The 24209-nt window shown below is 73.4% G+C and carries 19 protein-coding genes; 9 read left to right on the plus strand and 10 right to left on the minus strand.

Features of this window, described 5'->3' with window-relative positions:
- Positions 1–9 precede the first annotated feature (9 nt).
- Positions 10–387 (minus strand): toxin Doc, encoded by a 378-nt coding sequence (locus ACZ404_RS00250; protein ID WP_468435006.1) that lies wholly within the window; start codon positions 385–387, stop codon positions 10–12.
- A 3-nt stretch (positions 388–390) separates the two neighbouring features.
- Entirely contained in the window at positions 391–630 is a 240-nt protein-coding gene (locus ACZ404_RS00255) for a hypothetical protein (protein ID WP_468435007.1), read from the minus strand.
- 166 nt (positions 631–796) lie between these two features.
- On the opposite strand from ACZ404_RS00255, the gene ACZ404_RS00260 reads away from it, so the two are divergent.
- Positions 797–2428 (plus strand): multicopper oxidase family protein, encoded by a 1632-nt coding sequence (locus tag ACZ404_RS00260; RefSeq protein ID WP_468435008.1) that lies wholly within the window; start codon positions 797–799, stop codon positions 2426–2428.
- Between the two features lie 22 nt (positions 2429–2450).
- On the opposite strand, the gene ACZ404_RS00265 is transcribed toward ACZ404_RS00260, so the two are convergent.
- Positions 2451–4694, minus strand: coding sequence for a glycoside hydrolase family 9 protein (locus ACZ404_RS00265; RefSeq protein ID WP_468435009.1), 2244 nt, complete (start codon positions 4692–4694; stop codon positions 2451–2453).
- Positions 4695–4851: 157 nt separating this feature from the next.
- A complete protein-coding gene (locus ACZ404_RS00270) occupies positions 4852–7950 on the minus strand; it encodes a glycoside hydrolase family 2 TIM barrel-domain containing protein (protein ID WP_468435010.1) in 3099 nt (1032 codons plus the stop codon).
- A gap of 266 nt (positions 7951–8216) precedes the next feature.
- Here ACZ404_RS00270 and ACZ404_RS00275 point away from each other — a divergent pair, with 266 nt between their 5' ends.
- Positions 8217–10604, plus strand: a complete 2388-nt coding sequence (locus tag ACZ404_RS00275; protein ID WP_468435011.1) for a SpoIIE family protein phosphatase — start codon at positions 8217–8219, stop codon at positions 10602–10604.
- 31 nt (positions 10605–10635) lie between these two features.
- Here the strand turns inward: ACZ404_RS00275 and ACZ404_RS00280 are convergent, their stop codons facing one another.
- Positions 10636–11184: an RNA polymerase sigma factor gene (locus ACZ404_RS00280; RefSeq protein ID WP_468435012.1), complete on the minus strand. Its 549-nt coding sequence runs from the start codon at positions 11182–11184 to the stop codon at positions 10636–10638.
- 47 nt (positions 11185–11231) lie between these two features.
- On the opposite strand from ACZ404_RS00280, the gene ACZ404_RS00285 reads away from it, so the two are divergent.
- The 5 genes from ACZ404_RS00285 (at position 11232) to ACZ404_RS00305 (ending at position 16761) form a co-directional block, all read left to right on the plus strand.
- Positions 11232–12620, plus strand: coding sequence for a serine/threonine-protein kinase (locus tag ACZ404_RS00285; protein ID WP_468435013.1), 1389 nt, complete (start codon positions 11232–11234; stop codon positions 12618–12620).
- A 174-nt stretch (positions 12621–12794) separates the two neighbouring features.
- Complete coding sequence (locus tag ACZ404_RS00290; protein WP_468435014.1) at positions 12795–13490, plus strand: DUF4232 domain-containing protein; 696 nt, start codon at positions 12795–12797, stop codon at positions 13488–13490.
- A 190-nt stretch (positions 13491–13680) separates the two neighbouring features.
- The gene (locus ACZ404_RS00295; protein ID WP_468435015.1) at positions 13681–14919 is read left to right on the plus strand and encodes a polysaccharide deacetylase family protein; all 1239 of its coding nucleotides are present in this window, start codon (positions 13681–13683) and stop codon (positions 14917–14919) included.
- A gap of 45 nt (positions 14920–14964) precedes the next feature.
- Complete coding sequence (locus ACZ404_RS00300) at positions 14965–16236, plus strand: arsenic transporter (RefSeq protein ID WP_468435805.1); 1272 nt, start codon at positions 14965–14967, stop codon at positions 16234–16236.
- A gap of 33 nt (positions 16237–16269) precedes the next feature.
- Positions 16270–16761: a universal stress protein gene (locus ACZ404_RS00305; RefSeq protein WP_468435016.1), complete on the plus strand. Its 492-nt coding sequence runs from the start codon at positions 16270–16272 to the stop codon at positions 16759–16761.
- A gap of 2 nt (positions 16762–16763) precedes the next feature.
- On the opposite strand, the gene ACZ404_RS00310 is transcribed toward ACZ404_RS00305, so the two are convergent.
- From ACZ404_RS00310 to ACZ404_RS00330, 5 genes are all read right to left on the minus strand, one after another.
- Positions 16764–19118 carry a ricin-type beta-trefoil lectin domain protein gene (locus ACZ404_RS00310; protein ID WP_468435017.1) on the minus strand — a complete coding sequence of 785 codons (2355 nt, stop codon included), beginning with the start codon at positions 19116–19118 and terminating at the stop codon, positions 16764–16766.
- A gap of 362 nt (positions 19119–19480) precedes the next feature.
- A complete protein-coding gene (locus tag ACZ404_RS00315) occupies positions 19481–20449 on the minus strand; it encodes an aldo/keto reductase (protein ID WP_468435018.1) in 969 nt (322 codons plus the stop codon).
- 145 nt (positions 20450–20594) lie between these two features.
- A complete protein-coding gene (locus tag ACZ404_RS00320; RefSeq protein ID WP_468435019.1) occupies positions 20595–21152 on the minus strand; it encodes a flavoprotein in 558 nt (185 codons plus the stop codon).
- A 43-nt stretch (positions 21153–21195) separates the two neighbouring features.
- On the minus strand, positions 21196–21390 hold the full coding sequence (locus tag ACZ404_RS00325; protein ID WP_468435020.1) for a ferredoxin: 195 nt from the start codon (positions 21388–21390) through the stop codon (positions 21196–21198).
- Positions 21391–21402: 12 nt separating this feature from the next.
- On the minus strand, positions 21403–22659 hold the full coding sequence (locus tag ACZ404_RS00330; RefSeq protein ID WP_468435021.1) for a cytochrome P450: 1257 nt from the start codon (positions 22657–22659) through the stop codon (positions 21403–21405).
- 299 nt (positions 22660–22958) lie between these two features.
- Here ACZ404_RS00330 and ACZ404_RS00335 point away from each other — a divergent pair, with 299 nt between their 5' ends.
- Both ACZ404_RS00335 and ACZ404_RS00340 read left to right on the plus strand, forming a co-directional pair.
- Positions 22959–23591 carry a LysE family transporter gene (locus ACZ404_RS00335; protein WP_468435022.1) on the plus strand — a complete coding sequence of 211 codons (633 nt, stop codon included), beginning with the start codon at positions 22959–22961 and terminating at the stop codon, positions 23589–23591.
- Positions 23592–23709: 118 nt separating this feature from the next.
- Positions 23710–24156, plus strand: coding sequence for a nitroreductase family deazaflavin-dependent oxidoreductase (locus tag ACZ404_RS00340; RefSeq protein ID WP_468435023.1), 447 nt, complete (start codon positions 23710–23712; stop codon positions 24154–24156).
- Positions 24157–24209 lie beyond the last annotated feature (53 nt).

The raw sequence follows: 24209 nt of genomic DNA on the forward strand, positions 1-24209 counted from the left end.
GCCGGGCGGTCAGAGCTGCCAGGAGCGGAGCCGGTCGGCCGCGCCGTACACGTCGGTCTTGCCGGAGATCAGGTCGCGGGCGAGGTCCACGAGCGCGCCGTAGGGCGGGTCGATGCCGACACCGCTGACGAACATGTAGGCGACGGCGGTCGCGCAGGCGAAGCGGGCGTTGGCGGCGGGCAGCGGCTTGAGCAGGGCCAGCGTGTGCAGCAGCGCGGCGGCCCGCCAGGCCGGGTCGGAGTCCACCCCGAGCCGGGGCGGGTCGACGCGGTGCCGGGCCACGGCGGCGACCAGCGCGGAGAAGTCGTCCACCGTGGGCTGGTCGGGGAGGAGCTCCTCGTGCCGCTGGAGCAGCCAGGGGACGTCGATATGGATGACGGAGGGCATCACTCAGGCGGCCTCGCCCTTGGCGGCGGGCTCGTCGTCGGGGAAGGCGGCCGCGAACTCCTCGGCGTGGGCGGTGAAGAAGCTCCGGAAGGCCTCGGCGCCCTCCTGCAGCGCCCGGTGCCGCGCGATGTCGGCGGCGGCGGCCTCCCGCACGAGGGCCTTCATCGACGTACCCCGCTCCTTGGCGATCTGCCGCAGGTCCTCTAGTTCGCGTTCGCTGAACTCCACGTTGAGAGCTGGCATGCCCTCACGGTACCGCGCGGGTACTCACGCGTAAATATCCGCAGGTCACCCGCCCATTCCTACGGTACCTACGGGGATGCGAGGCCGGGTCCGCGGCACCCGACACCAGCGGACGCGCCGCCCCAGATCCATCAGATATGAGCACAAAACGTGTCTTATTTCCTACATGCACACACCTTCGCGGCGTACTCTCCTCCGTGCTCCGATCGCTGCCGCCGGCGCGGGGCTGCTGGCTGCCTGCACCCGCGACGGCCCCCGTCCCTCCCCCGGCCCCGGGGCCACGACGACCGGCCAGGGCGGCTTCGTTCCCCCCGGCCCCAAGGGATATGTCGACCCGTCGGGCCCGGAGGTGCACGCCGCCGAGCGCCGGCGCGGCTCCGGGCGAGTGCACATGGCCCGGTTGACGGCCACCGAGTCCCTGGTGGACCTCGGCGGCCGGACCGTGCGCACGTGGACGTACCACGAGTCGGTGCCCGGCCCGCTGGTGCGCGTCACCGCCGGTGACGTCCTCAGCCTCACACTGGCCAACCGGCTGCCGGAGACCACCACGCTGCACTCCCACGGCGTGCGCCTGCGCTGCGACATGGACGGGGTGCCGGACCTCACCCAGCGCGGCATCGCGGCCGGGACCGACTTCACCTACCGGTTCACCGTCGCCCACCCCGGCACCTACTTCCTGCACTCCCACGTGGGAATGCAGCCGGACCGCGGCCTGTACGCCCCGCTCATCGTCGACGACCCGAAGGAGCCGCTCGCCTACGACAAGGAGTGGATCGTCCTCCTGGACGACTGGCTGGACGGCGTGCAGGGCTCCACCCCCGACCGGGTGCTCACCCAGCTGCTGCCGAAGGGCGGCTCCATGCAGATGACCGGCATGGCCATGGGACCCGAGCACGGCCGTCCGGACCCCGGCCGCACGGCGAGCCCGCACCCGACGGCCTCGCACCGGTCGGCCGGTCCGTCCCGGATCCTGCACGACTCCCACAGCCGTCTGCTGCACGGGGACGGCGGCAGCGTCGCCTATCCCTACTACCTCGTCAACGGCCGCCTGCCCGCCGCCCCCTCCACGTTCCGGTGCCGCCCCGGTGACCGGGTACGGCTGCGCATCATCAACGCCGGCTCCGAGACGGCCTTCCGGGTCGCGCTGGGCGGTCACACCATGACCGTCACGCACACCGACGGCTACCCGGTGAGACACCAGCGGACCGACGCCCTCCTCGTCGGCATGGCCGAGCGGTACGACGTGCTCGTCACCGCGAAGGACGGCGTCTTCCCGCTGGTCGCCCTCTCCGAGGGCAAGCCGGGCCGAGGTCTCGCCGTTCTGCGCACCGACAAGGGGCGGAGTCTTCCCGCTCCCGGCGTCCGCCCGGACGAACTCGACGGCCGGATCCTGCCCGCGCGCCGCCTCGTCCCGGACGACTCCGTGGCCCTGGACGACCGCAAGCCCGACAGGCAGCTGCGCATCAGGATCACCGGCAGCATGGAGAAGTACGACTGGGGCTTCGATCACCGTCCGTACGACGTGCGCCAACGCCACCCGGTCCGCGCCGGTGAGCGGGTACGGGTGACCATGATCAACGCGACCGACATGTGGCACCCCATCCACCTGCACGGCCACACCTTCGCCCTGACCGGGCTGGACGCGGTGGGGGCGCGCAAGGACACCTCCATCGTGCTCCCCCACCGCAAACTGGTCTTCGACTTCGACGCCGACAACCCCGGCCTGTGGATGCTGCACTGCCACAACCAGTACCACTCGGAGAGCGGCATGATGACCATCCTCGGGTACCGCAAGTGACCGGGGACGCCGAAGCCGGGCCCTACCCCTGGTCCGCCACGAAGGAGGCCATCCAGGCCAGCGCCGCGTTCCAGTTGACGGCCGTCTCGTTGGTGGACCAGGACTGGATGTCGTCGATGTAGCAGAACTGGCCCGTGCAGCCCTTGAGCCTGCTCTGCGCGTACGGGTCCTGGATGCTCGAGTTCGGTCCGCCGGCCAGCGTGCCCCGGGGCGGGTCCGGCAGGTTCGGGTCCAGCTCGTGGGCGTACCAACGGCTGTGCTGGTGGTGAGAACTGACCTCGCCGTAGCCGGTGACGTACGAGATGTTCAGCGCGTTGCGGCCGAGGACGTAGTCCATGGACTCGACGGCCCCGTCCCGGTACCTGGCCGCCCCGGTGAGGTCGTAGGCGGTGGCGATGACGTGCGCGTTGTTCAGGACCTGGGCGTTGGAGCCCCAGTCGTAGAGGTTGCCGTCGGGGGCGTACGGCATGCCGTAGGGCTGGGTGCCGGCGGTCGCGAGGTAGCGGTCGGCGGCCTTGATCACGGATCTGCGGACCTTGTCCCGGCCGGGCAGCTTGCTGGGCACGGTGGCGAGGTCGAGGCGGCCGGCCGCCGCCGTGCGGCCCCAGTCGAAGCCGAGGGGGCCGAAGATGTCGGCGGTGTGGACGGGTGAGGACAGGATGTGGTCGGCGAACTGCCGCTCCCCGGTGGTGAGGTACAGCTCCGCGGCCGCCCAGTAGAACTCGTCGGAGGCGTTGTCGTCGGGGTAGGCGCCGCCGCCGGTGCCGTCGTCCGGGTCGGGGTACAGCTCGGGGTGGGCCAGGGCGGCGGCCCAGGCCTTGCGGGCGGCCGTGAGGGCCCGGGCCGCGAACGCCCGGTCGTAGGGCCGGTACAGGCGGGCCGCCTGCGCGGCCGTCGCCGCCAGGTTCAGGGTGGCCTGGGTGGTCGGGGCGTGCAGCTCCCGCTTCTGCGGGTCGTCACTGGGCAGCAGCGGCAGGCCGGTCCACTGGGCGTCGTGCACCTTGCTGTGGGCCATGCCGGCCAGCGGCCGCCCGTCCGGCACCTGCATCTTCAGCAGGAACTCCAGCTCCCAGCGGGCCTCGTCGAGGACGTCGGGCACCTTGTTGCCGCTCTCGGGGAGGGCCAGGCTGCCGTCGCCGAGCCGCCCCGGCTCCCCGGTGCGGGCGAGCAGGGAGCGTTCGTAGGTGCTCAGCAGCTCCCAGGTAGAGATGCCGCCGTTGACGACGTACTTGCCGTGGTCGCCGGCGTCGTACCAGCCGCCGGTGACGTCCAGCGTGTAGTCGCACAGGCCCGGTTGGCACGGCACGTTCGCGTCGCCCTGGTTGGGGGCGGCGTCCAGGTGGCCGGCGGGCCTGCCGTAGCCGGGGCGCAGGTCGTCGCGGATCGCGATGCCGCTGCGCTGGGTGTAGTAGTACTTCAGCGAGTCCAGGCGCAGCTGCTCGTAGGCGCCGGTCCCGAGGGCGAAGGGGCGGCTGGTCTCGCCGTCGGCGACCAGGGTGTAGCCCGTGCCGCGGCCCCGGAAGGCGCCGAAGTCGATGGTGTGCACGTTCTGCCCGGAGGAGACGTCGGTGCCGCGCGGCACGGTCCGGCCGTGGGCGACCGTCCGGCCGGCGGCGTTCCTGAGCTGCCACGGCAGCGGCGTGGTGGCGTCCGTGACGAGGGTGGCGTTCTTGGGTCCGGCGGGCAGATAGCCGGCCTGGTTGACGCGGACCCGGGGGCCGGTGTCCGGCTCGTACACCTCGGGCGGGACGCCGCCGAGCAGCGACACGTCGTCCAGGCACAGCCGCCAGGGGTCGGCGGCGCCGCCCGCCTGGAAGGCGACCTGTGCCTGGGTGGTGTCGACGGGCGAGGTGAAGGTGTAGGCGTAGCTGTCCCCGGAGACGCTCAGCTCCGGGCTGACCTCGTACCAGGTGTCGTACGGCGCGGTCTGCAGCCCGACGATCGCCCGGACCACATGGCCCTGCGGGGAGCCGGAGGCCTTGAAGGAGAAGCGGTACGACTGCCCCTTCACCAGGGTCAGGTCGTTCTGCCCGACGGCCGCGTCCCAGCGGTTGGCGGTGCCGCCGGGCACGTCGGCGCACAGCCGCCCCTCGGACAGGCCCGCGGTCGTGTTGCCGGTCGTCCACCAGGGCTCGGTGGTGGTGTCGAAGGTGCCGTTCTTGACCTGTTCGACCTCGTCGGCCCCGGCGGGGGCGGCCGGCAGCGCGGTGAGCGCCGTGGCCAGCAGGGCGGTGAGGGACAGCACAGCGGTTCTGCGTCGTTTCACGTCTGGACTCCTCAGGGGGAGTTCGGGTGGCACTTCCTCGGCATGGGAGCGCTCCCAAGTGCGGACGCGCACCATGCTTGTTCCAAACATGACACCCCGTCAACGGTCCGGACGGGGATGCCTTGCGAGGCGTCCCCGTCCGGACCGCGCCGGACGCTCAGACGTCGAGCCGGCTGATGCGCACCGCCCCCCTGGCCTCGCCCGGGTGCGCGCTGGTGAGCGTCAGCCGCAGCCGCGAGCCGCGCACCGCGTCGAAGGTGATCACCGTGGGGCTGTCCGAGGCGGTGGCCCAGTCCACCGCGGCACCCGTCACCGGTACGTACCCGCGGCCGTCCCACACCGCCGCCTGCACGGCGGCGGGCAGGGTGTGCGTGCCGTCGACGGTGAACGAGACCGCCACCCGGTCGATGCCGCGCACCCGCCCGAAGTCGACGGACACCCAGTCCTCGGCGCGGGCCCCGCTGAAGGACGGCAGCAGGGCCGTGGCCGACTTGACGAAGGCGTTGGACCAGCCGGTGGCCGGGTCGCCGTCCAGCATCGCGGCCGGCAGGGTGTCCGGGCGGCCGGAGTAACTCGCGTCCGCGTACGGGTAGTGGGGCGGTGTCGGGTGGTCGGGCCGGAAGTCCGGCGCGGCGGTGGTGGCGGCGGAGCGCGTCGGGGTGGTGTGCACGCCGACCGTGCCCCGGCGCAGGCCGTCCGCCCTGGCGGTGACCTCGAGCGTGCCCGGCCTGGTACCGGCACGGACGATCGCGAGGGCCTTGCCGTGGAAGGCGGTGCGGGTGCTCGCCTGGTAGCGCTCGGCGCTCTCCTCGCGGCCGTTGTCGACCCCGGCCAGCGAGCCGCCGGTCACGTCGAACCGGATGAGGTGGTCCGCGTCGGGCACGACGACGCCGTGCGCGTCGACGACGTCGGCCGTGACGAACACCAGCGAACGGCCGTCGGCGGCGAGGGACCTGCGGTCGGCGGTCAGGCGCACGGCGTGCGGGGCGCCCGCGGTGCGCAGGACGTCGGTGGCGACCACCTTGCCGTCCCGCCGGGCCACCGCGCGCAGCTCGCCCGGCCGGTACGGCACCTTCCAGGTCAGGTGCAGCTTGCCCGCGCTGCCGTTGGGGCTGGTGTAGCTGCCCGGGTAGGGGCCGCCGGTGAAGGTCTTGTCGTCGCCGGTGGCCTCGGTGGTCTCCAGGTAGGTGCGGCCGTCGGTGGTCTTCTTGACGTCGAACTCCCTGACCCCGAGGGACTTCCCGTTGAGGAAGAGCTCGACCGAGGGCACGTTGGCGTAGGCCCAGACCTCGACCGTGTCGCCCTCCTGGTGGTTCCAGCTCATCGGCAGCAGATGGACCATGGGATCGCTCGTCCACTGGCTCTTGAACAGGTGGTACATGTCCTTCGGGAAGCCGGCCGTGTCGACCGCGCCGAAGAAGGACGCCTTCACCGGGAAGACGTCGTAGGGCGTCGGCTCGCCGATGTAGTCGATGCCGGACCACAGGAACTGCCCCGCGAACCACTTGCGGTCCCGGTCCTTCTTGTGACCGTACTCGCCGCTCATCGTCCAGGAGGCGAGGTTGTTGTCGTACGAGGAGACCTCCCGCCTGCCCGGTGTGTGGTTCTCCCCGGTGTTGAGGTGCTCGGGTTCCTGGTACGTGCCCCGGGTCGAGGTCTCGGAGGAGGACTCCGACTCGAAGAGGAACAGGTGCGGGTACGTGGCATGCAGGGCATCGACGGACTTGGCGGTGTTGTAGTTCAGGCCGAGGCCGTCGAGCTTGGCGAGCATCAGGTCGGCGGCGGACCCCGTCGCGGGCACCCCGTGGTACTTGTTGGAGCCGATGACCACCGGGCGGGTGGCGTCGGCCGCCTTGATGGCGCCGATGATCCGGTCGGCCATGGCGAGACCGGCGGTCGTGGTGGAGTCGGGGATCTCGTTGCCGATGGACCACAGGACGACGGCGGGCGAGTTGCGGGCGGCCAGCACCATCTCCGTGGCGTCCTTCTCGCACCACTCGTCGAAGAAGCGGCCGTAGTCGTACCTCGTCTTGCCGGTGCGCCAGCAGTCGAAGGCCTCCACCATCATCACGATGCCCAGTTCCTCGCAGACCTGGATCATCTGCGGGGAGGGCGGGTTGTGCGAGGTGCGGAAGGAGTTGACGCCCATCGACTTCATGAGGGTCATCTGCCGGCGCACCGCGTCGATGCTGACGGCCGCGCCGAGTGCGCCCTGGTCGTGGTGGAGGTCGACACCCTTGATCTTGGTGTGGGCGCCGTTGAGGGAGAAGCCCTCGTCCGGGTCGAAGCGGTAGGTGCGGATGCCGAACGGGGTGCGGCAGGTGTCGACGGTGCGGCCCCCGACGCGCAGCTCGGTGTGCAGGGTGTAGCGGTGCTCCGGGGTCGCGAAGTCCCACAGGCGGGGGTCGTCCACGGTCAGTTCGTGGGTCTCGGTGGCCTGCCCGGAGACGGCGACCGTGGTGGCCGTGCGGGCGGCCGTGCGGCCGTCGGGGCCGGTGATCCGGGAGACCACCCGCACGTCGGTGCCGGTGCCGGACTCGTTGACCACGGTCGTCGCGACCCGCACCAGCGCCCGGTCCGCGGAGACCTCCGGCGTGGTGACGTACGTCCCCCAGCGGGCCACGTGCACCGGCTCCGTGATCACCAGGCGGGCCTCGCGGTAGATGCCGCTGCCGGAGTACCAGCGGCTGCTCGGCAGCTGGTTGCGGACCTTGACGGCGAGGACGTTCTGGGTGCTGCCGTCGGTGTGCACGAAGTCGGTGAGGTCGAGGGCGAAGCCGGTGTAGCCGTAAGGGTGGCGGCCCGCCTGTGAGCCGTTGCAGTAGACGACGGAGTCCATGTAGACGCCGTCGAACTCCACCGAGACGCGCCGGCCGGCGCAGGCGGGCGGCAGCGTGAAGGAGAGCCGGTACCAGCCGAGGCCACCCGGGAAGAAGCCGGTGCCGCTGGTGGTGCCGTGCTCGGTCGTGGGGGTGTGCTCGATGCTCCAGTCGTGCGGGACGGCGACCTCGCGCCAGCCCGAGTCGTCGTACCCCGGCTCGGCGGCGTCCGCATAGGCGCCGGTGGGGTCGGTGATGCCGCCCGGGTCGACCAGCGCGAAGCGCCAGCCGTCCCGCAGCGGGACGGTGTGGCGCCCGGCCGGGGCGCCGGACGGACCTGCGGCCGGCGCGGCCGAGGCGTCCGGTGCGGCCAGGAGTGTTCCGGCCGCGGGCGCTGCCGTGGCTGCGACCAGAACCGATCTGCGCGTGACCGTCATGGCGACTCTCCCTCATCAGGGCCCATAAGTACTCACAACTGATCGTGAACAAACAGATTCTGACGGGCTGCCAGGCGCGATCGTCAAGGGTCCGGTACGGTCCGCCTGCCCGCGTCGCCACATCGGCCGGATTTCCCCCTTGACCGCGTTCGAGGGGCCGCCCGGCCACCGCCGGGGGCCGGGGTCCACGGAGGTGCGCGACGCACTACGCTGGACGCGAGTGGTGCCACCTGTTCACTGTGAGTGTGCGCTTGGGAGCGGCGACGATGAGCCGGGTCTATCCGTTCGACGACGCGGCGACGGCCCGGGCTGTCATCGACGACGACGGAACACTGCTGGAGTGGAGCGAGGGCGCGCGGCGCCTGCTCGGCCACCCGGCCGAGGCCGTGGTGGGCCGCCCGGCGGCCCGGCTGCTGGCCGGAGACGGCTTCCCGGAGGTGCCCGACGGCGTCCGCTGGGAGGGCACGCTGGGACTGCGCCACCGGGACGGCCGTACGGTCTCCGTGTGGCTGCTCGCCCACCGCAGGGCGCCGGGCGACGGCCACGGCTCCCACTGGCTGGTGGTCACCCCGCTGACCGGCCAGGATCCGGGCGTCGACGACGATCCGCTGAGCCGGGCGGGCCTGATCCAGTCGCCCTGCGCGGTGGCCGTGTACGACGACGCGCTGCGGCTGCGCCGGATGAACGCGGCGATGGCCGAGGTGATCGGCCTGCCCGAGGAGCGCGTCCGGGGCCTCAGACTCTCCGAGATCGGCGGCAAGCCGCAGAGCGAGGACCTGGAGCAGAGCATGCTGCAGGTCCTCACCTCGGGCAGGCCGCTGGACGTCCACACCTCCCTGCGCACCGGCGGCACGGAGCGCCGGCCGCGCGCCTGGCTGGCCCGGATGGCCCCCGTCACCGACGCCGAGGGCCGGGTGCGGGGCGTGTGCCTGGCCGCGCACGACGTCACCGACAACCACCGGGCCCGGGAGCGGCTGCAGCTCGTGAACGAGGCGAGCGTGCGCATCGGCTCCACCCTCGACGTCACCCGTACCGCGCAGGAGCTGGCCGACGTGTGCGTGCCCGCGCTGGCCGACTTCGTCACCATCGACCTGCTGGACCCGGAGGAGTACGGCGGCGAGCCCCCGGCGCGCATCACGGCGCCGGTCAATCTGCGCCGGGTCGCCCACCGGTCGATCCTGCCCGGCGTCCCGGAGGCGGTGGCCGAGCCGGGGCAGGTCGAGGTGTACCCGGGGTTCTCCCCGCAGGCCGACGCGCTGACCGCGGGCCGCACCATCCGGGCCACGACGGCCGCGGGCGACAGCGACCAGTGGCTGAACTGGAACGCCGCGCGCGGCGAGCGGGTGCGGGAGTTCGGCATCCACGCCTCGATGTCGGTGCCGATCCTGGCCCGCGGGCTGACCCTGGGCGTCGCGGTCCTCGCCCGGCACCGCCGCCCCGACCCGTTCACCACGGACGACATGCTGCTCGCCGAGGAGATCACCACCCGGGCCGCCGTCTGCATCGACAACGCCCGCCGCTACTCCCGCGAACGCGAGACCGCACTCGCGCTGCAGCGCAGCCTGCTGCCCCGCAACCTGCCGCGCACGGCCGCCGTGGAGGTCTCCTCGCGCTATCTCCCGGCGGCCCGGACGGGGGTGGGCGGCGACTGGTTCGACGTGATCCCGCTGTCCGGGATGCGGGTCGCCATGGTCGTCGGTGACGTCGTCGGGCACGGCATCCAGGCCTCGGCCACCATGGGCCGGCTGCGCACCGCCGTACGCACCCTGGCCGACATCGACCTGGCCCCGGACGAGCTGCTCACCCACCTCGACGACCTGGTGGTCCGGCTGTCGGAGGAATCCGGCGGCGACGGCGGCAGCCCCGGCGAGGTGGGCGCCACCTGCCTGTACGCCGTCTACGACCCGGTGTCCCGGCGGTGCACGCTGGCCCGGGCCGGGCACCCGCCGCCCGTGGTGCTGCCGCCGGGCGGCACGCCGCACCAGCTCGAGCTGCCGGCCGGTCCCCCGCTGGGCCTGGGCGGGCTGCCCTTCGAGTCGGCCGAGGTGGAGCTGACCGAGGGCACGGTCCTCGCCCTGTACACGGACGGTCTGGTGGCCTCCCGGGAACGCGGCGGGGACGCCGGCCGGGAGCTGCTGCACCGGGCGCTCGGCGGGGACGCGGGGCCACTGGAGGAGGCCTGCGACCGCGTGCTGCACGCGCTGCTGCCGCACGGCGGGGCCGCCGACGACGTGGCGCTGCTGCTGGCCCGGACCCGGGGCCTGCCCGCCTCCCAGGTCGCGACCTGGGACATCCCGGCCGACCCGGCGCTGGTCGCGCCGGTCCGCAAGCAGGTGGTGGAGCAGCTGGAGCGCTGGTCGCTGACCGGGGCCTCGTTCACGGCGGAGCTGGTGGTCAGCGAGCTGGTCACCAACGCCATCCGGTACGGCGCCCACCCGATCCGGCTGCGGCTGATCCACGGGGCGGCCGTGCTGATCGTGGAGGTGTCGGACACCAGCCACACCGCCCCGCACCTCAGGCGGGCCAAGACCTTCGACGAGGGCGGCCGCGGACTGCTGCTGGTCGCCCAGCTCACCCAGCGGTGGGGCAGCCGGCACACCGCGGAGGGCAAGACGATCTGGGCGGAGCTGACGGTCGCGGACGGTGGGCTGTAGGGCCGCTCGTCCGGATCCCGCAGGGGCCGGGTCAGTATCCGCGCAGCCAGGGGCGCACCTGCTTGCGGGCCTCGTGCAGGCGGGACTTGAGGGTGCCGAGGGGGATGCCGACGCGCTCGGCGACCTCGGCGTACTCGAGCTGGCAGATGTCCCGGTAGACCAGCGGCGCGACCAGGTGCGGGTGCTCGCGCTCCAGCCGGTCGAGGGCCTCCAGGAGGTCGATGCGGGAGCCGGCGATGACGCTGGTGGTGCGCGGGTCGATCTGCTCGGCGGGCTGGACGGCCACGGGCTGCTCGGCGGCGCGGCGCTTGAGCTCGCGGTACTTCTGCCGGCAGCAGTTGGCGACGACCGTGTAGAGCCAGGTGCTGAAGCGGCTGCGGCCCTCGAAGGCGGAGATGTGCCGGGCCACCTGGAGCAGCACGTCCTGGGCGGCCTCCTCGGCGTCCTCCCGGCACGGCAGGAAGCGCCCGCAGCGGCGCACGACCTCGGGCCGAATCACGCTCAGCAGCCGGTCCAGGGCGGCCCTGTCGCCCGTCGCGGCACGCCGCGCGAGCTCTTCGGCCGTCACCTCGTCCTGCACGTCAGGGTCCCCCTCGGAGTCGATCTCAGGGCAGGCATGATAGTCGTATGCACTCCCTGGAGCGGATCGGCCGCTACCGCCTCGAACGTCGCCTGGGCACCGGCGCCTTCGCCACGGTGTGGCTCGCCCACGACGACGAGCTCGACGCCCCGGTGGCGGTGAAGGTCCTCGCCGAGAACTGGGCGCACCGGCTCGACATCCGGGACCGGTTCCTGTCCGAGGCCCGGCTGCTGCGCCGGGCCGGCTCCAGCCGCGTGGTGCAGGTCTACGACATCGGGGAACTGCCCGACGGCAGGCCGTACTTCGTGATGGAGTACGCCGACGGCGGCACCCTGGCCGATCTGCTGGCGGCCGGCCCGCTGCCGGTGCCCCAGGCGCTGGTGCTGACGGCGCTGGCCGCGCGGAGCGCCGCCGCGCTGCACGAGGCGGGCATCGTGCACCGGGACATCAAACCGACCAACGTGCTGCTGCACACCGCGCCGGACGGCGAACGCCGGGTACTGCTGGCCGATCTGGGCCTGGCCAAGAGCCTGGCGCAGGCCTCGGTGCTCACCCTGGCCGCGGGCTCGGCGGGCTACCAGCCGCCGGAGCAGGCCGAGCCCGGCGAGGGCATCGACGCGCGCGCCGACGTCTACAGCCTGGGCGCGGTCGGCTACGAGCTGGTGACCGGGACCGTGCCCGGGCCGCCGGGGAAGGTCCTTCCGCCCGGGCGGCTCCGGCCCGACCTCGGGGAGCCGGTCGAGCGGGCGCTGCTGCGCGCCCTGGAGCCGGACCGGGAGCGGCGCTGGCCCGGCGCGCTGGCGTTCGCGGAGGAGCTGGACCGGCTCGTGGCGGCCTCCGGCGCGCGGCCGGAGCGGCGGCTCGACGGTGTGCGGGGCCGGCTCAACGGGGTGACGCTGGCCGTGGCGGCGCTGGTCACGGCGGCCGCCGCCGCGGTCACCGTGACGCTGGTCCTGAACCGGCCGAGCACGGCGGGCCCGGCCGTGGTGAAGGACTCCACCGGCCGGGTGGCGGTCCAGGTGCCGGCCGGCTGGGCGCGGGAGGTGCGCGACTCCGGCTGGGATCCGCACGCCCTCGGGCTGCCCGCCGGGCACGAGCCGGGTCTGGTGGTCGCCGACGACCTGGCGAACTGGTCCGATCTGAAGGCAGCCGTCGACGGCGTGTTCGTCGGGGTCGGCGAGCACGGCGACGTCACGGCCCGGGTGACCGCCCTCACCCACACCGGCTGCCACTACGCCGGCAGCCGGGCCTTCTCGAGCGGCGACTGGCGCGGCCGGATCCGGACCTGGAACTCCTGTCCGGACGGCGGCACGGTCACCGAGTCCGCGCTCGGTCCGGCGGACGGCGCGGCCGAGCCGCAGGTGTACGTACAGGTGCGCCAGCGTGGTGACGCCGGGGCCACCGAGGGCATACTGCGCTCACTGCGGGTCACGTGACCGACGTGCCCGGCGGCGGGTTCCGACGTTGCCCGAAAGGCAAATCGGGGAAAAGAACCCCGCGCGACCCGAACTTTTCCGGCGCCGGGGGCATCGGAGTGTGGTGACGGCGCAACCGGCGCCGACGGCACGCGCAGCGCTGCGTGCCCCGACCTTCCAGGAGTGTTGAGCGACATGGCGTACTCATCCCGGTCCGCGCAGCGCGGGGCCCTGCTCGCCGGCGCGGTCGCCGTACTGGGCCTCCTGGCCGGCTGCGGCGACCAGCACGACGTCCGGGTCGAGCCGGCGAAGACGGCCCCCGGTACGGCCGCTCCGGCGACCGAGACCGCGAAGGGCTCCTCCCCCACCCCCGGCACGACCACCCCGGCGCCGGCGGGCAAGCCGCCCGCCGCGGCGACGCCGAGCGCCTCCTCCGACGCGGGCACCGGCACCGGCGGGAAGACCAGCAGCGGCACCCGCTGCCACACCTCGGAGCTGCGCGCGTCCGTGGGGCGCAACGATCCGGGCGCGGGCCAGGAGAACTTCCCCGTCGTGCTCACCAACACGTCCGCCCGGACCTGCACCGTGCGCGGCTATCCGGGCGCGGCCTTCGTGAGCGCCTCCGGCAGCCAGCTCGGCCCGGACCCCGAGCGCGAGTCGGGCTCGCCGGTGACGGTCACGCTGAAGCCGGGGCAGAGCGCCTGGGCGGGACTGACCTTCTCCAACCCGCAGATCAGCGAGGCGAAGACGGCCACCCCGGCCGCCCTGCTGGTCACCCCGCCGAACGAGCGGGACCACCTGAAGGTGGCCTGGACGGCCGGTGCGGTGCCCGTCTCCGGGAACTCCTCCTCCGTCTTCCTGACGGTGCTGCGCCCCGGCACCGGCCCCTGACCGACCCCGTCCCGTGACCCCGCTGTCCGCCCCCGGGCAGCGGGGTTCGTCATGAGCCCGCCACAAGTGTCACAGGACGGCAACACGTCCCGGCCGCCGCGATCTTTCCCGATGCCGCCCTCATCGAACCCGTCGACCGCACAGCGAGCAGGCCCCGCGAAGGGGCCGTGACCAGGGAATCGGGGAGAAGATGAGCGGCATCTCACGCAGGCGTGTGCTGACGGCGGGGGCGGCGGCGGGCGCGCTGGGCGCCCTGTCCGCGTGCTCCTCCGGGACCGGACTGTCCGTCGACGGCAAGGTCGGCGACGGCCGGGGCACCGCGCAGGCCCGGCCGCTGAAGCTCATCGGCGACGGCTCCACCGCCGACACCGGCGCGCAGCCGCACCAGCCGAAGCCGGCGCGGCTGAAGCCCGGCCAGAAGCCGCCGCAGTTCGTGGTGTTCTCCTGGGACGGCGCGGGAGAGCTCAGCAACAGGCTGTTCTCCCGGTTCCGCAAGGTGGCCGCCGACCACGGCGCGAAGATGACGTTCTTCCTCAGCGGCATCTACACGCTGCCGGAGGCCAAGAAGAACCTCTACCGGCCGCCGCAGCACCCGGTCGGCGCGTCCGCGATCGGCTACCTCGCCGACCGGCACATCCACGCCACCCTCCAGCAGGTCCGCGCGGCCTGGCTGGAGGGCCACGAGATCGGCACCCACTTCAACGGGCACTTCTGCGGCGCGACCGGCGTGCGCAACTGGTCCCCGGCCGAGTGGCGCAGCGAGATCGAGCAGGCGGTGGACTTCGTGACGAAGTGGAAGACCAACACCGGCTTCACCGACCTCGAACCGCTCCCCTTCGACTACCGCAAGGAGCTGACCGGCGGCCGCACCCCCTGTCTGGAGGGCCAGGCCAACCTGCTGCCGACGGCCGCCGCGCTCGGCTGGACGTACGACGCCAGCTCCCCCGGCGGCCTGCAGATCTGGCCGGGCAAGGTGCAGGGCGGCAAGCTCTGGGACTTCCCGCTGCAGTCCATACCGTTCGCCGGCCACTCCTTCCAGGTGCTGTCGATGGACTACAACATGATGTTCAACCAGTCCGGCGGGAACCCCCTGGGCGACCACACCCGCTTCGACGCCTGGCGCACGCAGGCCCGGGACACCTATCTGGCCGGCTTCCGGCGCGCGTACGAGACGAACCGCGCCCCCTTCTTCATCGGCAACCACTTCGAGCGCTGGAACGGCGGCATCTACATGGACGCCGTCGAGGAGGCGATCGGGACGATGGCCGGCCACGACGACGTGCGGTTCGTGTCCTTCAAGCAGCTCGTCGCCTGGCTCGAGGCGCAGGACCCGGCGGTGCTGCGCACACTGCGCACGCTCACGCCGGGTCAGGCACCGGCGGGCGGCTGGGAGGAGTTCCTGGGCGCGGCGGGCACCCACTCCTCGTAGGGCGCTCAGGACCGTCTGCTTTCATGGGCGGGCCACACCTGCACGATTCTTAAGGAACCCGCACTGAACACCCCGCTCGCCGAGGCCCTGTCCGCCGTCCTGCTCGTCGCCGTGCTCGCCTGGGCCGTCGTACGGCCCTTCGGATGGCCGGAGGCCGTCATGGCCGTACCGGCCGCCGGTGTCGCCATCGCCACCGGGGCGATCTCCCTGGACCACGCCCGGGCCGAGGCGGCACGGCTGGGCCCGGTGGTGTGGTTCCTGGCGGCGGTGCTCGTGCTCGCCCATTTCTGCGACGTGGAGGGCCTGTTCCAGGCGTGCGGGGCATGGATGGCACGCTGGGCGGAGGGCCGGCCGGTACGGCTGCTGACGGCGGTGTTCGCGCTGGCGTCGGCGATCACGGCCGTCCTCAGCCTGGACGCCACCATCGTGCTGCTGACCCCCGTGGTCTTCGCCACGGCCGCGCGTACCGGCGTACGGCCCAAACCGCACGTCTACGCCTGCACGCATCTGTCCAACACGGCCTCGCTGCTGCTGCCGGTGTCCAATCTGACGAACCTGCTGGCGTTCGCGGCGAGCGGGCTGAGCTTCACCCGGTTCGCGGCGCTGATGGCGCTGCCGTGGCTGGTCGCGATCGGCGCCGAATACCTGGTGTTCCGTCGGTTCTTCGCCCGCGACCTCACGGCGGCGGCCCCGGTGGGCCAGGACACCGGACCGGCGCCGGAGCTGCCGCTGTTCGCGCTCGTGACGGTGGGGTGCACGCTGGCGGGGTTCGTGGTGGCGTCGGCGTTCGGGGTGGAGCCCGCCTGGGTCGCCACGGCGGGCGCGCTGGTGCTGGCCGGGCGGGCGCTGGTGCGGCGCAAGGCGACCCCGACGGCCGTCGTACGGGCGTCGGCACCGGCGTTCCTGGCGTTCGTGCTGGCGCTGGGCATCGTGGTCCGGGCGGTCGTGGACAACGGGCTCGCGGACGTCCTCGGGCAGGTGCTGCCGGGCGGCACCGGACTGCCGGCGCTGCTCGGCATCGCCGCGCTGGCCGCCGTGCTGGCGAACCTCATCAACAACCTGCCCGCGGTGCTGGTGCTGCTGCCGCTCGCCGCGCCCGCCGGTCCGGGTGCCGTACTCGCCGTGCTGCTCGGCGTGAACATCGGCCCGAACCTGACCTACGCCGGGTCGCTGGCCACCCTGCTGTGGCGGCGGATCGTGCACCAGCACGAGCACGGCGTGGACCTCGGGGAGTTCACCCGGCTCGGTCTGATCGCCGTGCCGTCCTCCCTCGCGGTCGCGGTGGTGGCACTGTGGGGATCGCTGCAGATGCTCTGACGGGGTGTCGTGAGGTCCGGGGAGGCCGACGGGATGCGCGTGATCGCCTGGCTCGTGGAGGGCACCTGGCCCGCCTGTGTGGACGCCGTGCGCGTGCATGCGCCCGCGGATGCCGAGGTGGTGCTGCTGCATGTGAGCGGCCCCGAGGTGCCCGGGGTTGCGCACGGCGCGTTCGCTGGGCTGCTGGGCCGGGGACACCCGGAGCGGGATCCGGGGGCCCGGCTCGAGGCGCTCGGCGGGAGTTCGGCGGCCGGGCTCCTCGCCGCGGCGGCCGAGCGGCTGGGCCGGCCCTGCGCCCGCGAGGAGCGCTCGGGCCGGGTGGAGCGGGAGGTGGTGGCCGCCGCGGAGGGGGCCGATCTGCTGGTGCTGGCCCGGGACGGCGACCGGTCGCGGCTCGGGCCGAAGAGCCTCGGTCCGGCGGCGCGGTTCGCCGTCGACCACGCGCCCTGCCCGGTCCTGCTGGTGTGGCCGGAGGCGGCCCCCGGCCTGGCGACGATGCCTCCCGCGCCGCCGCACCACGCCTGACGTCAGCGGTGCCGGCCTCCGTAGCCGCCGCCGTAGCCGCCGCCGTAGCCGCCGCCGTAGCCCCCACCGCCGTATCCGCCGCCCCAGTTGCAGTAGTCCGGGTGGGTCGTGCAGAAGTCGGTGCTGGGGTGGCCCGACGGCGTGGGGCCGGCCTCGGTCGCCGACGGGGTGGGGGTCGGGGACGGGGTCCGCGACGCCTTGGGCGCGGCCTTCACCGAGGGGAACGGCGTGGGCGACGGGGTGCTGTCGCTGTCCCAGTTGACGATCTGCATCTCCAGGTCGGGCTTGGCGGTGTCGACGGTCCAGCGCTGCGCGTTCGTGGTGGTGCGGTTCTTCAGCACGAGGGCGCCCGAGCCGTCGGTGGCGGCGGGGGTCAGCGCCAGGTCCTGGTCCGAGCGCGGAATGAGGGCGCCCTGCAGGGTGAAGTCGTACCGGATGCTGCGGGCGGCCTTCCCGGTGGCGCCGCAGGGCGCGAGCCGGACCGAGTAGCCGAGGCGCGAGTCCAGGCACAGGTCCGGCGCGGAGGCGTTGCGCAGCAGTCCGTCGGTCTCGTACGTCCACTGCTGGCTCGGTACGGCGGAGCAGGTGGCGAGTTCGGTCTCGGCGCCCTTGACGGCCTTCTTGCCGACCACGCCCACGCAGAGGCCGGAGGCGAGGTTGTGCAGCCGGCCGCGCAGCACCCCGTCGGCGGTGCGGCCGGCACCGGCCCAGGACGGTCCCCGTGTCGGGGAGTCCTTGCCCGGCGTCCGCGAGGGCGCGGCGCCGCCGGCCGGTGCCGGGTCGTCGCCGGAGCCGAGCACCGACCACAGGACCAGCGGCAGTACGACCAGTCCGCTGACGGTGGCGACGGCCAGGGCGAGGTTGCGCCGCCGCGCCCGCCGGGCGGCCCGCTGAGCGGAACGACGGGAGGTCCCGGGCGCGGTGGAGTCGGCGCCCGCGCCTCCCGGCCGCCCGTCGGCGCCCCGGGGGTTGCGCCTCGAACGTCCGGCGCCCGTGCCCGCGTCCGCACCTCGCGCGGCTCGCTTCCACCGCGCGGGGCCCTGCCCGGCGCCCGCCTCCCGTTCGCCTGTCGCCGACCGCGCGGAACCCGTGCCCGGGTCCGCGTCCCACGCGCCCGGCGCCGACGTCCCGGCACCCGCACCCGCCTCCGCACGGCGCGCGCCTCGCCTCGACCGAGCCGACCCGAGAGCCGCCTCGGCGTCCCAGGCGCCGGGCATGGACGGCCCGGCCCCCGTACCCGCCTCCGCGCCCGGCATCGGCGGCACGGCACCCGTGCCCGCGTCCCCGCCCCGCGTGCGCCTTCTCGAACCGGCCGCACCGGGGCCCGCCTCCGCGCCGGGCACGCCCGGCACGGCACCTGGACCCGCGTCCGCACCCCGCGTGCGCCTTCTCGGCCCCGGCGCCCCGCCGGTCGACGGCATGTCACCCGCGGGCGGTTGCGTCGGGCCCGTGGACGTGAACGGCTCACCGCCCGGCGGTGCCATGGGCGCCGGGGGCGCCGGGGGCGGCCCTGCGGGCTCCTCGGGGCGGGTCGCGCGGGACTCCACGTAGGCGCGGGCGCCCCAGCCGAGCACCGCCTCGGCGATGGCGAGGCCGAGCCCCGCGTTGAACTGGGCCAACTGGTCGGCGGTCTGGCTGCAGTGGCGGCAGCCCGACAGGTGCTGCTGCAGGTCCGGGTCGACATCGATGCCACCGCGCCGGAAGGTCACGTCCAGCATGCGCTGGTAGCGCCGGCACTCGGCTTCGGGGGCCAGTTCACGGTGGGCCTGAAGGCACTCCTCGCGCAGCCGTTCGACGGCGCGGCGGAGTTCGATCCGGGTGTCCTCCTCGTCCAGGCCCAGCAGCGCGGCGGGCACGGCGAGGGGCTCGGCCTCGACCTCGGCGTGCCACAGCACGGCCCGGGAGGACTGCGGCAGCCGCTGGAACGCGCGCGAGAGCAGCCGCCGGCCGGACGGCGGAAGCAGCCGGGCGGAGGCGCGCTGCCCGCTGCCGGAGTGGGAGCGCAGGCTGGGGTGGAGGAGTTCCTGGCGGCCGTCACCGTCCCACTCCGCGGCGATCCGCCGGACGGTGACCAGGAGATGGGGCCGCCAGGCGGCGGACGGTCCGGCCTGGCGGAGGGACTCGCCGAACAGCCGGGTGAAGGCGGCGGTGGTGAGCATGCCGGCGGCACGGGGACCGTCGGTGCACAGCCGGGCGTAGGCGAAGGCCGCTTCCCAGTGCCGGTCGAGGAGTTCACCGACCGGATGGAGGGCGGGCGCGGTTCCCGTCCACTTCTTCAGTTCGGCGCTCAGTTGCTCGTCCGAGACATCGAACCGGCGCGGGGTGGGGACGGAATCCGACGGACCTGCCTCATTCACGGCTGCATTCCTCCACACGCAACACTGAATTAGTCCATACCAAGGGGTATGGCACGGGATGCGGCACCTCGAACGTCCGCCTGGGGCAGCTCTTTTGAAGCGTGGGGGGCGAACGGGAGCGGCCTGTGGCGCATGCAGCGGGAAATGTAATGATCTGCACGCCGACAGCGCACACTTTTGCACAGCCCCCGCCGGGGAACAAGAGATCTTCTCAGTTTTAAACATCGCCTCCCGGGCGCTGCGTTTTGACATTCTGTCAATGCAGGCGATAGGCGTCCGGCGGCACTCCGTACCGCGCGCGGAAGACCCGGCACGGAGTTCGCCCCGCACGGATTGCACTGAGATCGCTCGCGCGGTGGACGTCAGTGCCCGCTGATCGCGTGCGGGGTGTAGGGCTGCTCCAGCTCCTCGATCTCCTTGGCGCTCAGCCGGAGTTCGACGGCGGCCACCGCGTCCTCGATGTGCTGTGGCTTGGCGGCCCCGACGATCGGCGCGGCCACCGTGTCCCGGTGCAGCAGCCAGGCCAGCGCCACCTGGGCGCGCGGGATGCCCCGGGCGCCGGCGATCCGGGTGACGGTCTCCACGATCGCGCGGTCGCCCTCCAGGTACAGCCGGCTGCCGAAGGTGTCGTTCGCGCTGCGCTCGGTCACGGTGCCCCAGTCCCGGGTGAGCCGGCCGCGGGCGAGCGGGCTCCACGGCAGCGTGCTCACGCCCTGGTCGGCGCAGAGCGGCAGCATCTCGCGCTCCTCCTCGCGGTAGAGCAGGTTGTAGTGGTTCTGCATGGAGACGAACCTGGTCCAGCCGTGCCGCTCGGCGGTGTACTGGGCCTTGGAGAACTCCCAGGCGTACATCGAACTCGCCCCGATGTAGCGCACCTTGCCCGCCTTGACCAGGTCGTGCAGCGCCTCCATCGTCTCCTCGACCGGCGTGTCGTGGTCGTAGCGGTGGATCTGGTAGAGGTCCACGTAGTCGGTGCCGAGGCGGCGCAGGCTGTGGTCGATCTCGGACAGGATGGCCTTGCGGGACAGGCCGCCGCCGTTGGGGCCGGGGCGCATCCGGCCGTGCACCTTGGTGGCCAGCACGATCTCGTCACGGTTGGCGAAGTCGCGCAGGGCCCGGCCGACGATCTCCTCGCTGGTGCCGTCGGAGTAGACGTTGGCGGTGTCGAAGAAGTTGATGCCGGCTTCGAGCGCCTGCCGGATCAGCGGGCGGGAGGCCGCCTCGTCGAGGGTCCACTCGTGGACGCCGCGGTCGGGCAGGCCGTAGGTCATGCAGCCCAGACAGATCCGCGACACGTCCAGGCCCGTCGAACCGAGCTTCACGTACTGCATCGTTGCTGCTCCCGCCTTCGACGACGATGGTCACTCAGGAGCGTACGTCCTGTTCCGCGGCCGTCCCGGCGACGACCGCGCGCGAGCGGTCGGATCTCGGGTCGTGCCACCGAGGGGTGTTGCCCGCGTCTCGGGCCCGGGGACTCTACACCGGCGGCATGCCGGGCTGCGGCTGACGTTCCAGCAGGTCGAGGGCGCTCGCCCAGGGGAACTCGGGCCGTGTGCCGTCCTCCAGGAGCGTCCCGGAGTACCGGGCGCCGAAGCGGACGCCCATGCCGCGCAGGCGGATCAGGCTGTCCTGGTAGGCGGGGTGGGCGGCCAGCGCGTCACCCACGCAGGGCAGCACGCCGACGGGGACGCCCAGCCCGGTGGCCTCGCACAGCGTGCCGAGAGCGAGGGTGTCGGCGATGCCGGCCGCCCACTTGTTGACGGTGTTGAAGGTGGCGGGGGCGACGACGACGGCGTCCGGCGGCGGGAACGGGCGCGGGTCGGCCGGGGACCGCCAGGCGGACCGTATCGGACGGCCCGTCCGTGTCCCGACGGCGGCGGCGTCGAAGAAGCCGTTCATGGCGACCGGCGTGGCGATCACGCCGACCTCCCAGTTCCGTTCCTGGGCCGCGGTGATCAGCTCGCCGACCCCGGCGGCGATCCCGGCCCCGCAGACGACGACGTAGAGGAAGGGCTTCCCGGCGTGTTCGGTCATCCGGGCACCCTACTGACGCGTCTGCGGCGGCCGGGCGCCGGCCTCAGGCCGGGGTCAGCCTGATGGCGCTCACCGGGCAGGCGCGGGCCGCCTCCCGGACCATGGGGTCGCCCGCGCCGTCCTCACGGCCGGGGATCAGGGTGCTGTAGCCGTCGTCGTCCTGGGTGAAGACCCCCGGCGCGGCGAGCGCGCACTGGCCCGCGCCGATGCAGACGTCCTTGTCGATGTCGATGTGCATGGCCTGAGCCTCTTACCAGGTCACGGGGAGTTCCAGCATCCCCTGGATCGTGTCGCCGGGTTTGAAGGGGATCTCCTGCGGCGGCGCGGCGAGCCGCAGACCGGGCAGCCGGCGCAGGAGGGTGCCGAGCGCGATCTCCAGTTCCGCCCGGGCCAGGTTCTGCCCCAGGCACTGGTGGATGCCGAAGCCGAAGGCGACGTGGTGGCGGGTGGGGCGGTGCAGGTCCAGGGTGTCGGGGTCGGCGTAGAGGGAGGTGTCCCGGTTGATGACCGAGGTCGCGAAGACGACGCCCTCGCCGGCCCGGATCGTGCCCCCGCCGGTCTCGATGTCCTCCAGGGCGACGCGCAGCAGACCGTCGGCGATCGACAGCATCCGCATCAGCTCCTCCACGGCGGCGGGCAGCAGTGCCGGGTCGGCGCGCAGCTCGGCCAGCCGGTCCGGATGCCGGAGCAGTGTGAAGGTGCCGAGGGAGATCATGTTGGCGGTCGTCTCGTGCCCGGCGACGAGCAGGATGACGGCCAGCGAGACCAGTTCCGTCCGGTCCAGGGCGCCCTCGCGCAGCTGGTGGTGCACGAGGTCGTCCAGGACGCCGTCGCCCGGCTCCGTCCGCCGGGCCTTGTCGTCGATCAGCCCACCGAGGTAGGTCTCCAGCCGCTCGCGCGCCTGTTCGGTGTCGGCTGCCGTGGGGCCGCGCAGCAGCCGGCGGGACTGCTCCTCGAAGAACTCGTGGTCGGCGTACGGCACTCCGAGCAGGCCGCAGATCACCATGGACGGCACGGGCAGGGCGAAGGCGGACACCAGCTCGGCCGGCGGGCCCTGCTCGGTCATCGCGTCCAGCAGCCCGTCGACGATCCGCTGGATCGTGGGCCTCATCCGGGTCGCGCGTTTCAGGGTGAAGGACGGGATCATCATCCGCCGCTGGGTCTGGTGCACCGGGTCGTCCTCGCCGAGCAGCGCCACCCGCCGGTCGCGGACGGCCGCGAAGCGGGCGGTGGGAGCGGGGAAGCCGGGGCGGCGGCGGTCGGTGGACAGGCGGGGGTCGGCGAGCAGCGCGCGGGCGGTGGCGTGGCCGGTGACCGCCCACACCTCGCGGCCGTCGTAGAGGGTGACGCGGGACAGGCCCCGCCCGTCGCGCAGCGGGTCGTATCCGGTGGGCGGGTGGTAGGGGCAGGTGCGGTCCTGCGGGAAGGCGACGGGGTCGGCCGGGGTCACCGGGCCGGTGGTGGCCGTCGGTTCCGTCGGGGCCGTCGGTTCCGTCAGTTCCGTCATGGAAAGACCTCGCAGACGAAGAGGTGCGTCGTACCGATCTTCATTAGATGCCCGAGGCACCTATGCGGCGACGTCAAGTTCGGCCAGATCGGCGATCGGCGTGATCTGGCCGACGACCGGGGGCACCAGGGGCGGGATCGCGCCGAAATCCGGTTGCCCGGACGAGGGCCGCAGCTCCAGGATCGGCCCATGTCACTCACTCATGCTCTCCTGCTGCCGACCACCGCCGCCACCGCCGTCCGTCCGGTGCGGGGTCAGCAGCAGCCCGGCCGTCCCCGAAGGCGCGATTCCGCGCGCCCGTGACGGCCGCGCTCGTCGCCGGCCTGCTGGCCGGCTACGGCATCGCCGTACCGGTCGGCGCGGTCGGGACCTACCTGGTCTCCCTCACCGCCCGCACCTCTCTGCGCACCGGCGCCGGGGCAGCGCTCGGCATCGCCACCGCCGACGGCCTCTACGCGCTGCTCGCCACCGTGGGCGGCTCCGCCCTCGCGGCGGCGCTGCGGCCGGTGCTGACCCCGCTGCGCTGGGCCTCCGCCCTGATCCTCGCCGTGCTCGCGGTGCGGGGCGCGGTCCTCGCCCTGCGCCAGTACCGCACCCACCGGCTCACCACCCGCGCCGAGCGGCCGGTTTCCGGCGCCGCACGCGCCTATCTCGGCCTCCTCGGGATCACGCTGCTCAACCCCGTCACGGTGATCTACTTCGCGGCCCTGGTGCTCGGCTCCAGCACGGCGCAGGCCGTACGACCGCTGGAGCAGACGGCGTTCGTCGCGGCGGCGTTCGCGGCCTCCGCGAGCTGGCAGCTGCTGCTCGCGGGCAGCGGCGCACTGCTCGGCCGCGCCCTCACCGGCCACCGGGGGCGGCTGCTGACCACGCTGCTGTCCAGCGGCGTGATCATGGTGCTCGCGGTGCGGATGACGGTGTCACCCGGGTGAGGCGGCGCGCCGCCCGCCCGGGGGAAGGCACGCGGGGTACGGATGATCCGGGCGGCCACCGGTGTTGTACCGGCCGCAACGTCAGCCTGATCGGACCGACGAAGGAGACGAACGTCCCATGCCACTTGAGGGCGAGTACGAGCCGAGCCCGACGCAGTGGGTGCGCGAGCAGGTCGAGCTGTACGAGAGTTCCGGCGGGACCGAGGGCACCACGCTGCGGGACACCGGGCTGCCGGTCGTCGTGCTGACCACCCTGGGTGCCCGCAGCGGGAAGATCCGCAAGACGCCGCTGATGCGGGTGGAGCACGCGGGCCGGTACGCCGTGGTCGCCTCGCAGGGCGGGGCGCCGAAGCACCCGGTCTGGTACTTCAACGTCAAGGCGCATCCCCGGGTCGAGCTGCAGGACGGGCCGGACAAGCGGGAGATGAGGGCCCGCGAGGTCACGGGTGCGGAGAAGGCCGAGTGGTGGGAGCGGGCCGTGGCCGCGTATCCGCCGTACGCCGAGTACCAGGAGAAGACCTCGCGGCAGATCCCGGTGTTCGTCCTGGAGCCCGAAGAGAGCTGATCCGGCCGGGCGTCGGATCCTTTCTGGAAAAATCTGCGCCGCCCGCGCATGAA

It is taken from the genome of Streptomyces sp. NPDC030798 (genome assembly GCF_055572275.1).

Excerpts from the sequence above, each read along its gene's own strand:
- ACZ404_RS00250 (WP_468435006.1), bottom strand. The coding sequence starts at position 387 with ATGCCCTCCGTCATCCATATCGACGTCCCCTGGCTGCTCCAGCGGCAC.
- ACZ404_RS00255 (WP_468435007.1), bottom strand. The coding sequence starts at position 630 with ATGCCAGCTCTCAACGTGGAGTTCAGCGAACGCGAACTAGAGGACCTG.
- ACZ404_RS00260 (WP_468435008.1), top strand. The coding sequence starts at position 797 with ATGCACACACCTTCGCGGCGTACTCTCCTCCGTGCTCCGATCGCTGCC.
- ACZ404_RS00270 (WP_468435010.1), bottom strand. The coding sequence starts at position 7,950 with ATGACGGTCACGCGCAGATCGGTTCTGGTCGCAGCCACGGCAGCGCCC.
- ACZ404_RS00275 (WP_468435011.1), top strand. The coding sequence starts at position 8,217 with ATGAGCCGGGTCTATCCGTTCGACGACGCGGCGACGGCCCGGGCTGTC.
- ACZ404_RS00285 (WP_468435013.1), top strand. The coding sequence starts at position 11,232 with ATGCACTCCCTGGAGCGGATCGGCCGCTACCGCCTCGAACGTCGCCTG.
- ACZ404_RS00290 (WP_468435014.1), top strand. The coding sequence starts at position 12,795 with ATGGCGTACTCATCCCGGTCCGCGCAGCGCGGGGCCCTGCTCGCCGGC.
- ACZ404_RS00295 (WP_468435015.1), top strand. The coding sequence starts at position 13,681 with ATGAGCGGCATCTCACGCAGGCGTGTGCTGACGGCGGGGGCGGCGGCG.
- ACZ404_RS00305 (WP_468435016.1), top strand. The coding sequence starts at position 16,270 with ATGCGCGTGATCGCCTGGCTCGTGGAGGGCACCTGGCCCGCCTGTGTG.
- ACZ404_RS00315 (WP_468435018.1), bottom strand. The coding sequence starts at position 20,449 with ATGCAGTACGTGAAGCTCGGTTCGACGGGCCTGGACGTGTCGCGGATC.
- ACZ404_RS00320 (WP_468435019.1), bottom strand. The coding sequence starts at position 21,152 with ATGACCGAACACGCCGGGAAGCCCTTCCTCTACGTCGTCGTCTGCGGG.
- ACZ404_RS00325 (WP_468435020.1), bottom strand. The coding sequence starts at position 21,390 with ATGCACATCGACATCGACAAGGACGTCTGCATCGGCGCGGGCCAGTGC.
- ACZ404_RS00330 (WP_468435021.1), bottom strand. The coding sequence starts at position 22,659 with ATGACGGAACTGACGGAACCGACGGCCCCGACGGAACCGACGGCCACC.
- ACZ404_RS00340 (WP_468435023.1), top strand. The coding sequence starts at position 23,710 with ATGCCACTTGAGGGCGAGTACGAGCCGAGCCCGACGCAGTGGGTGCGC.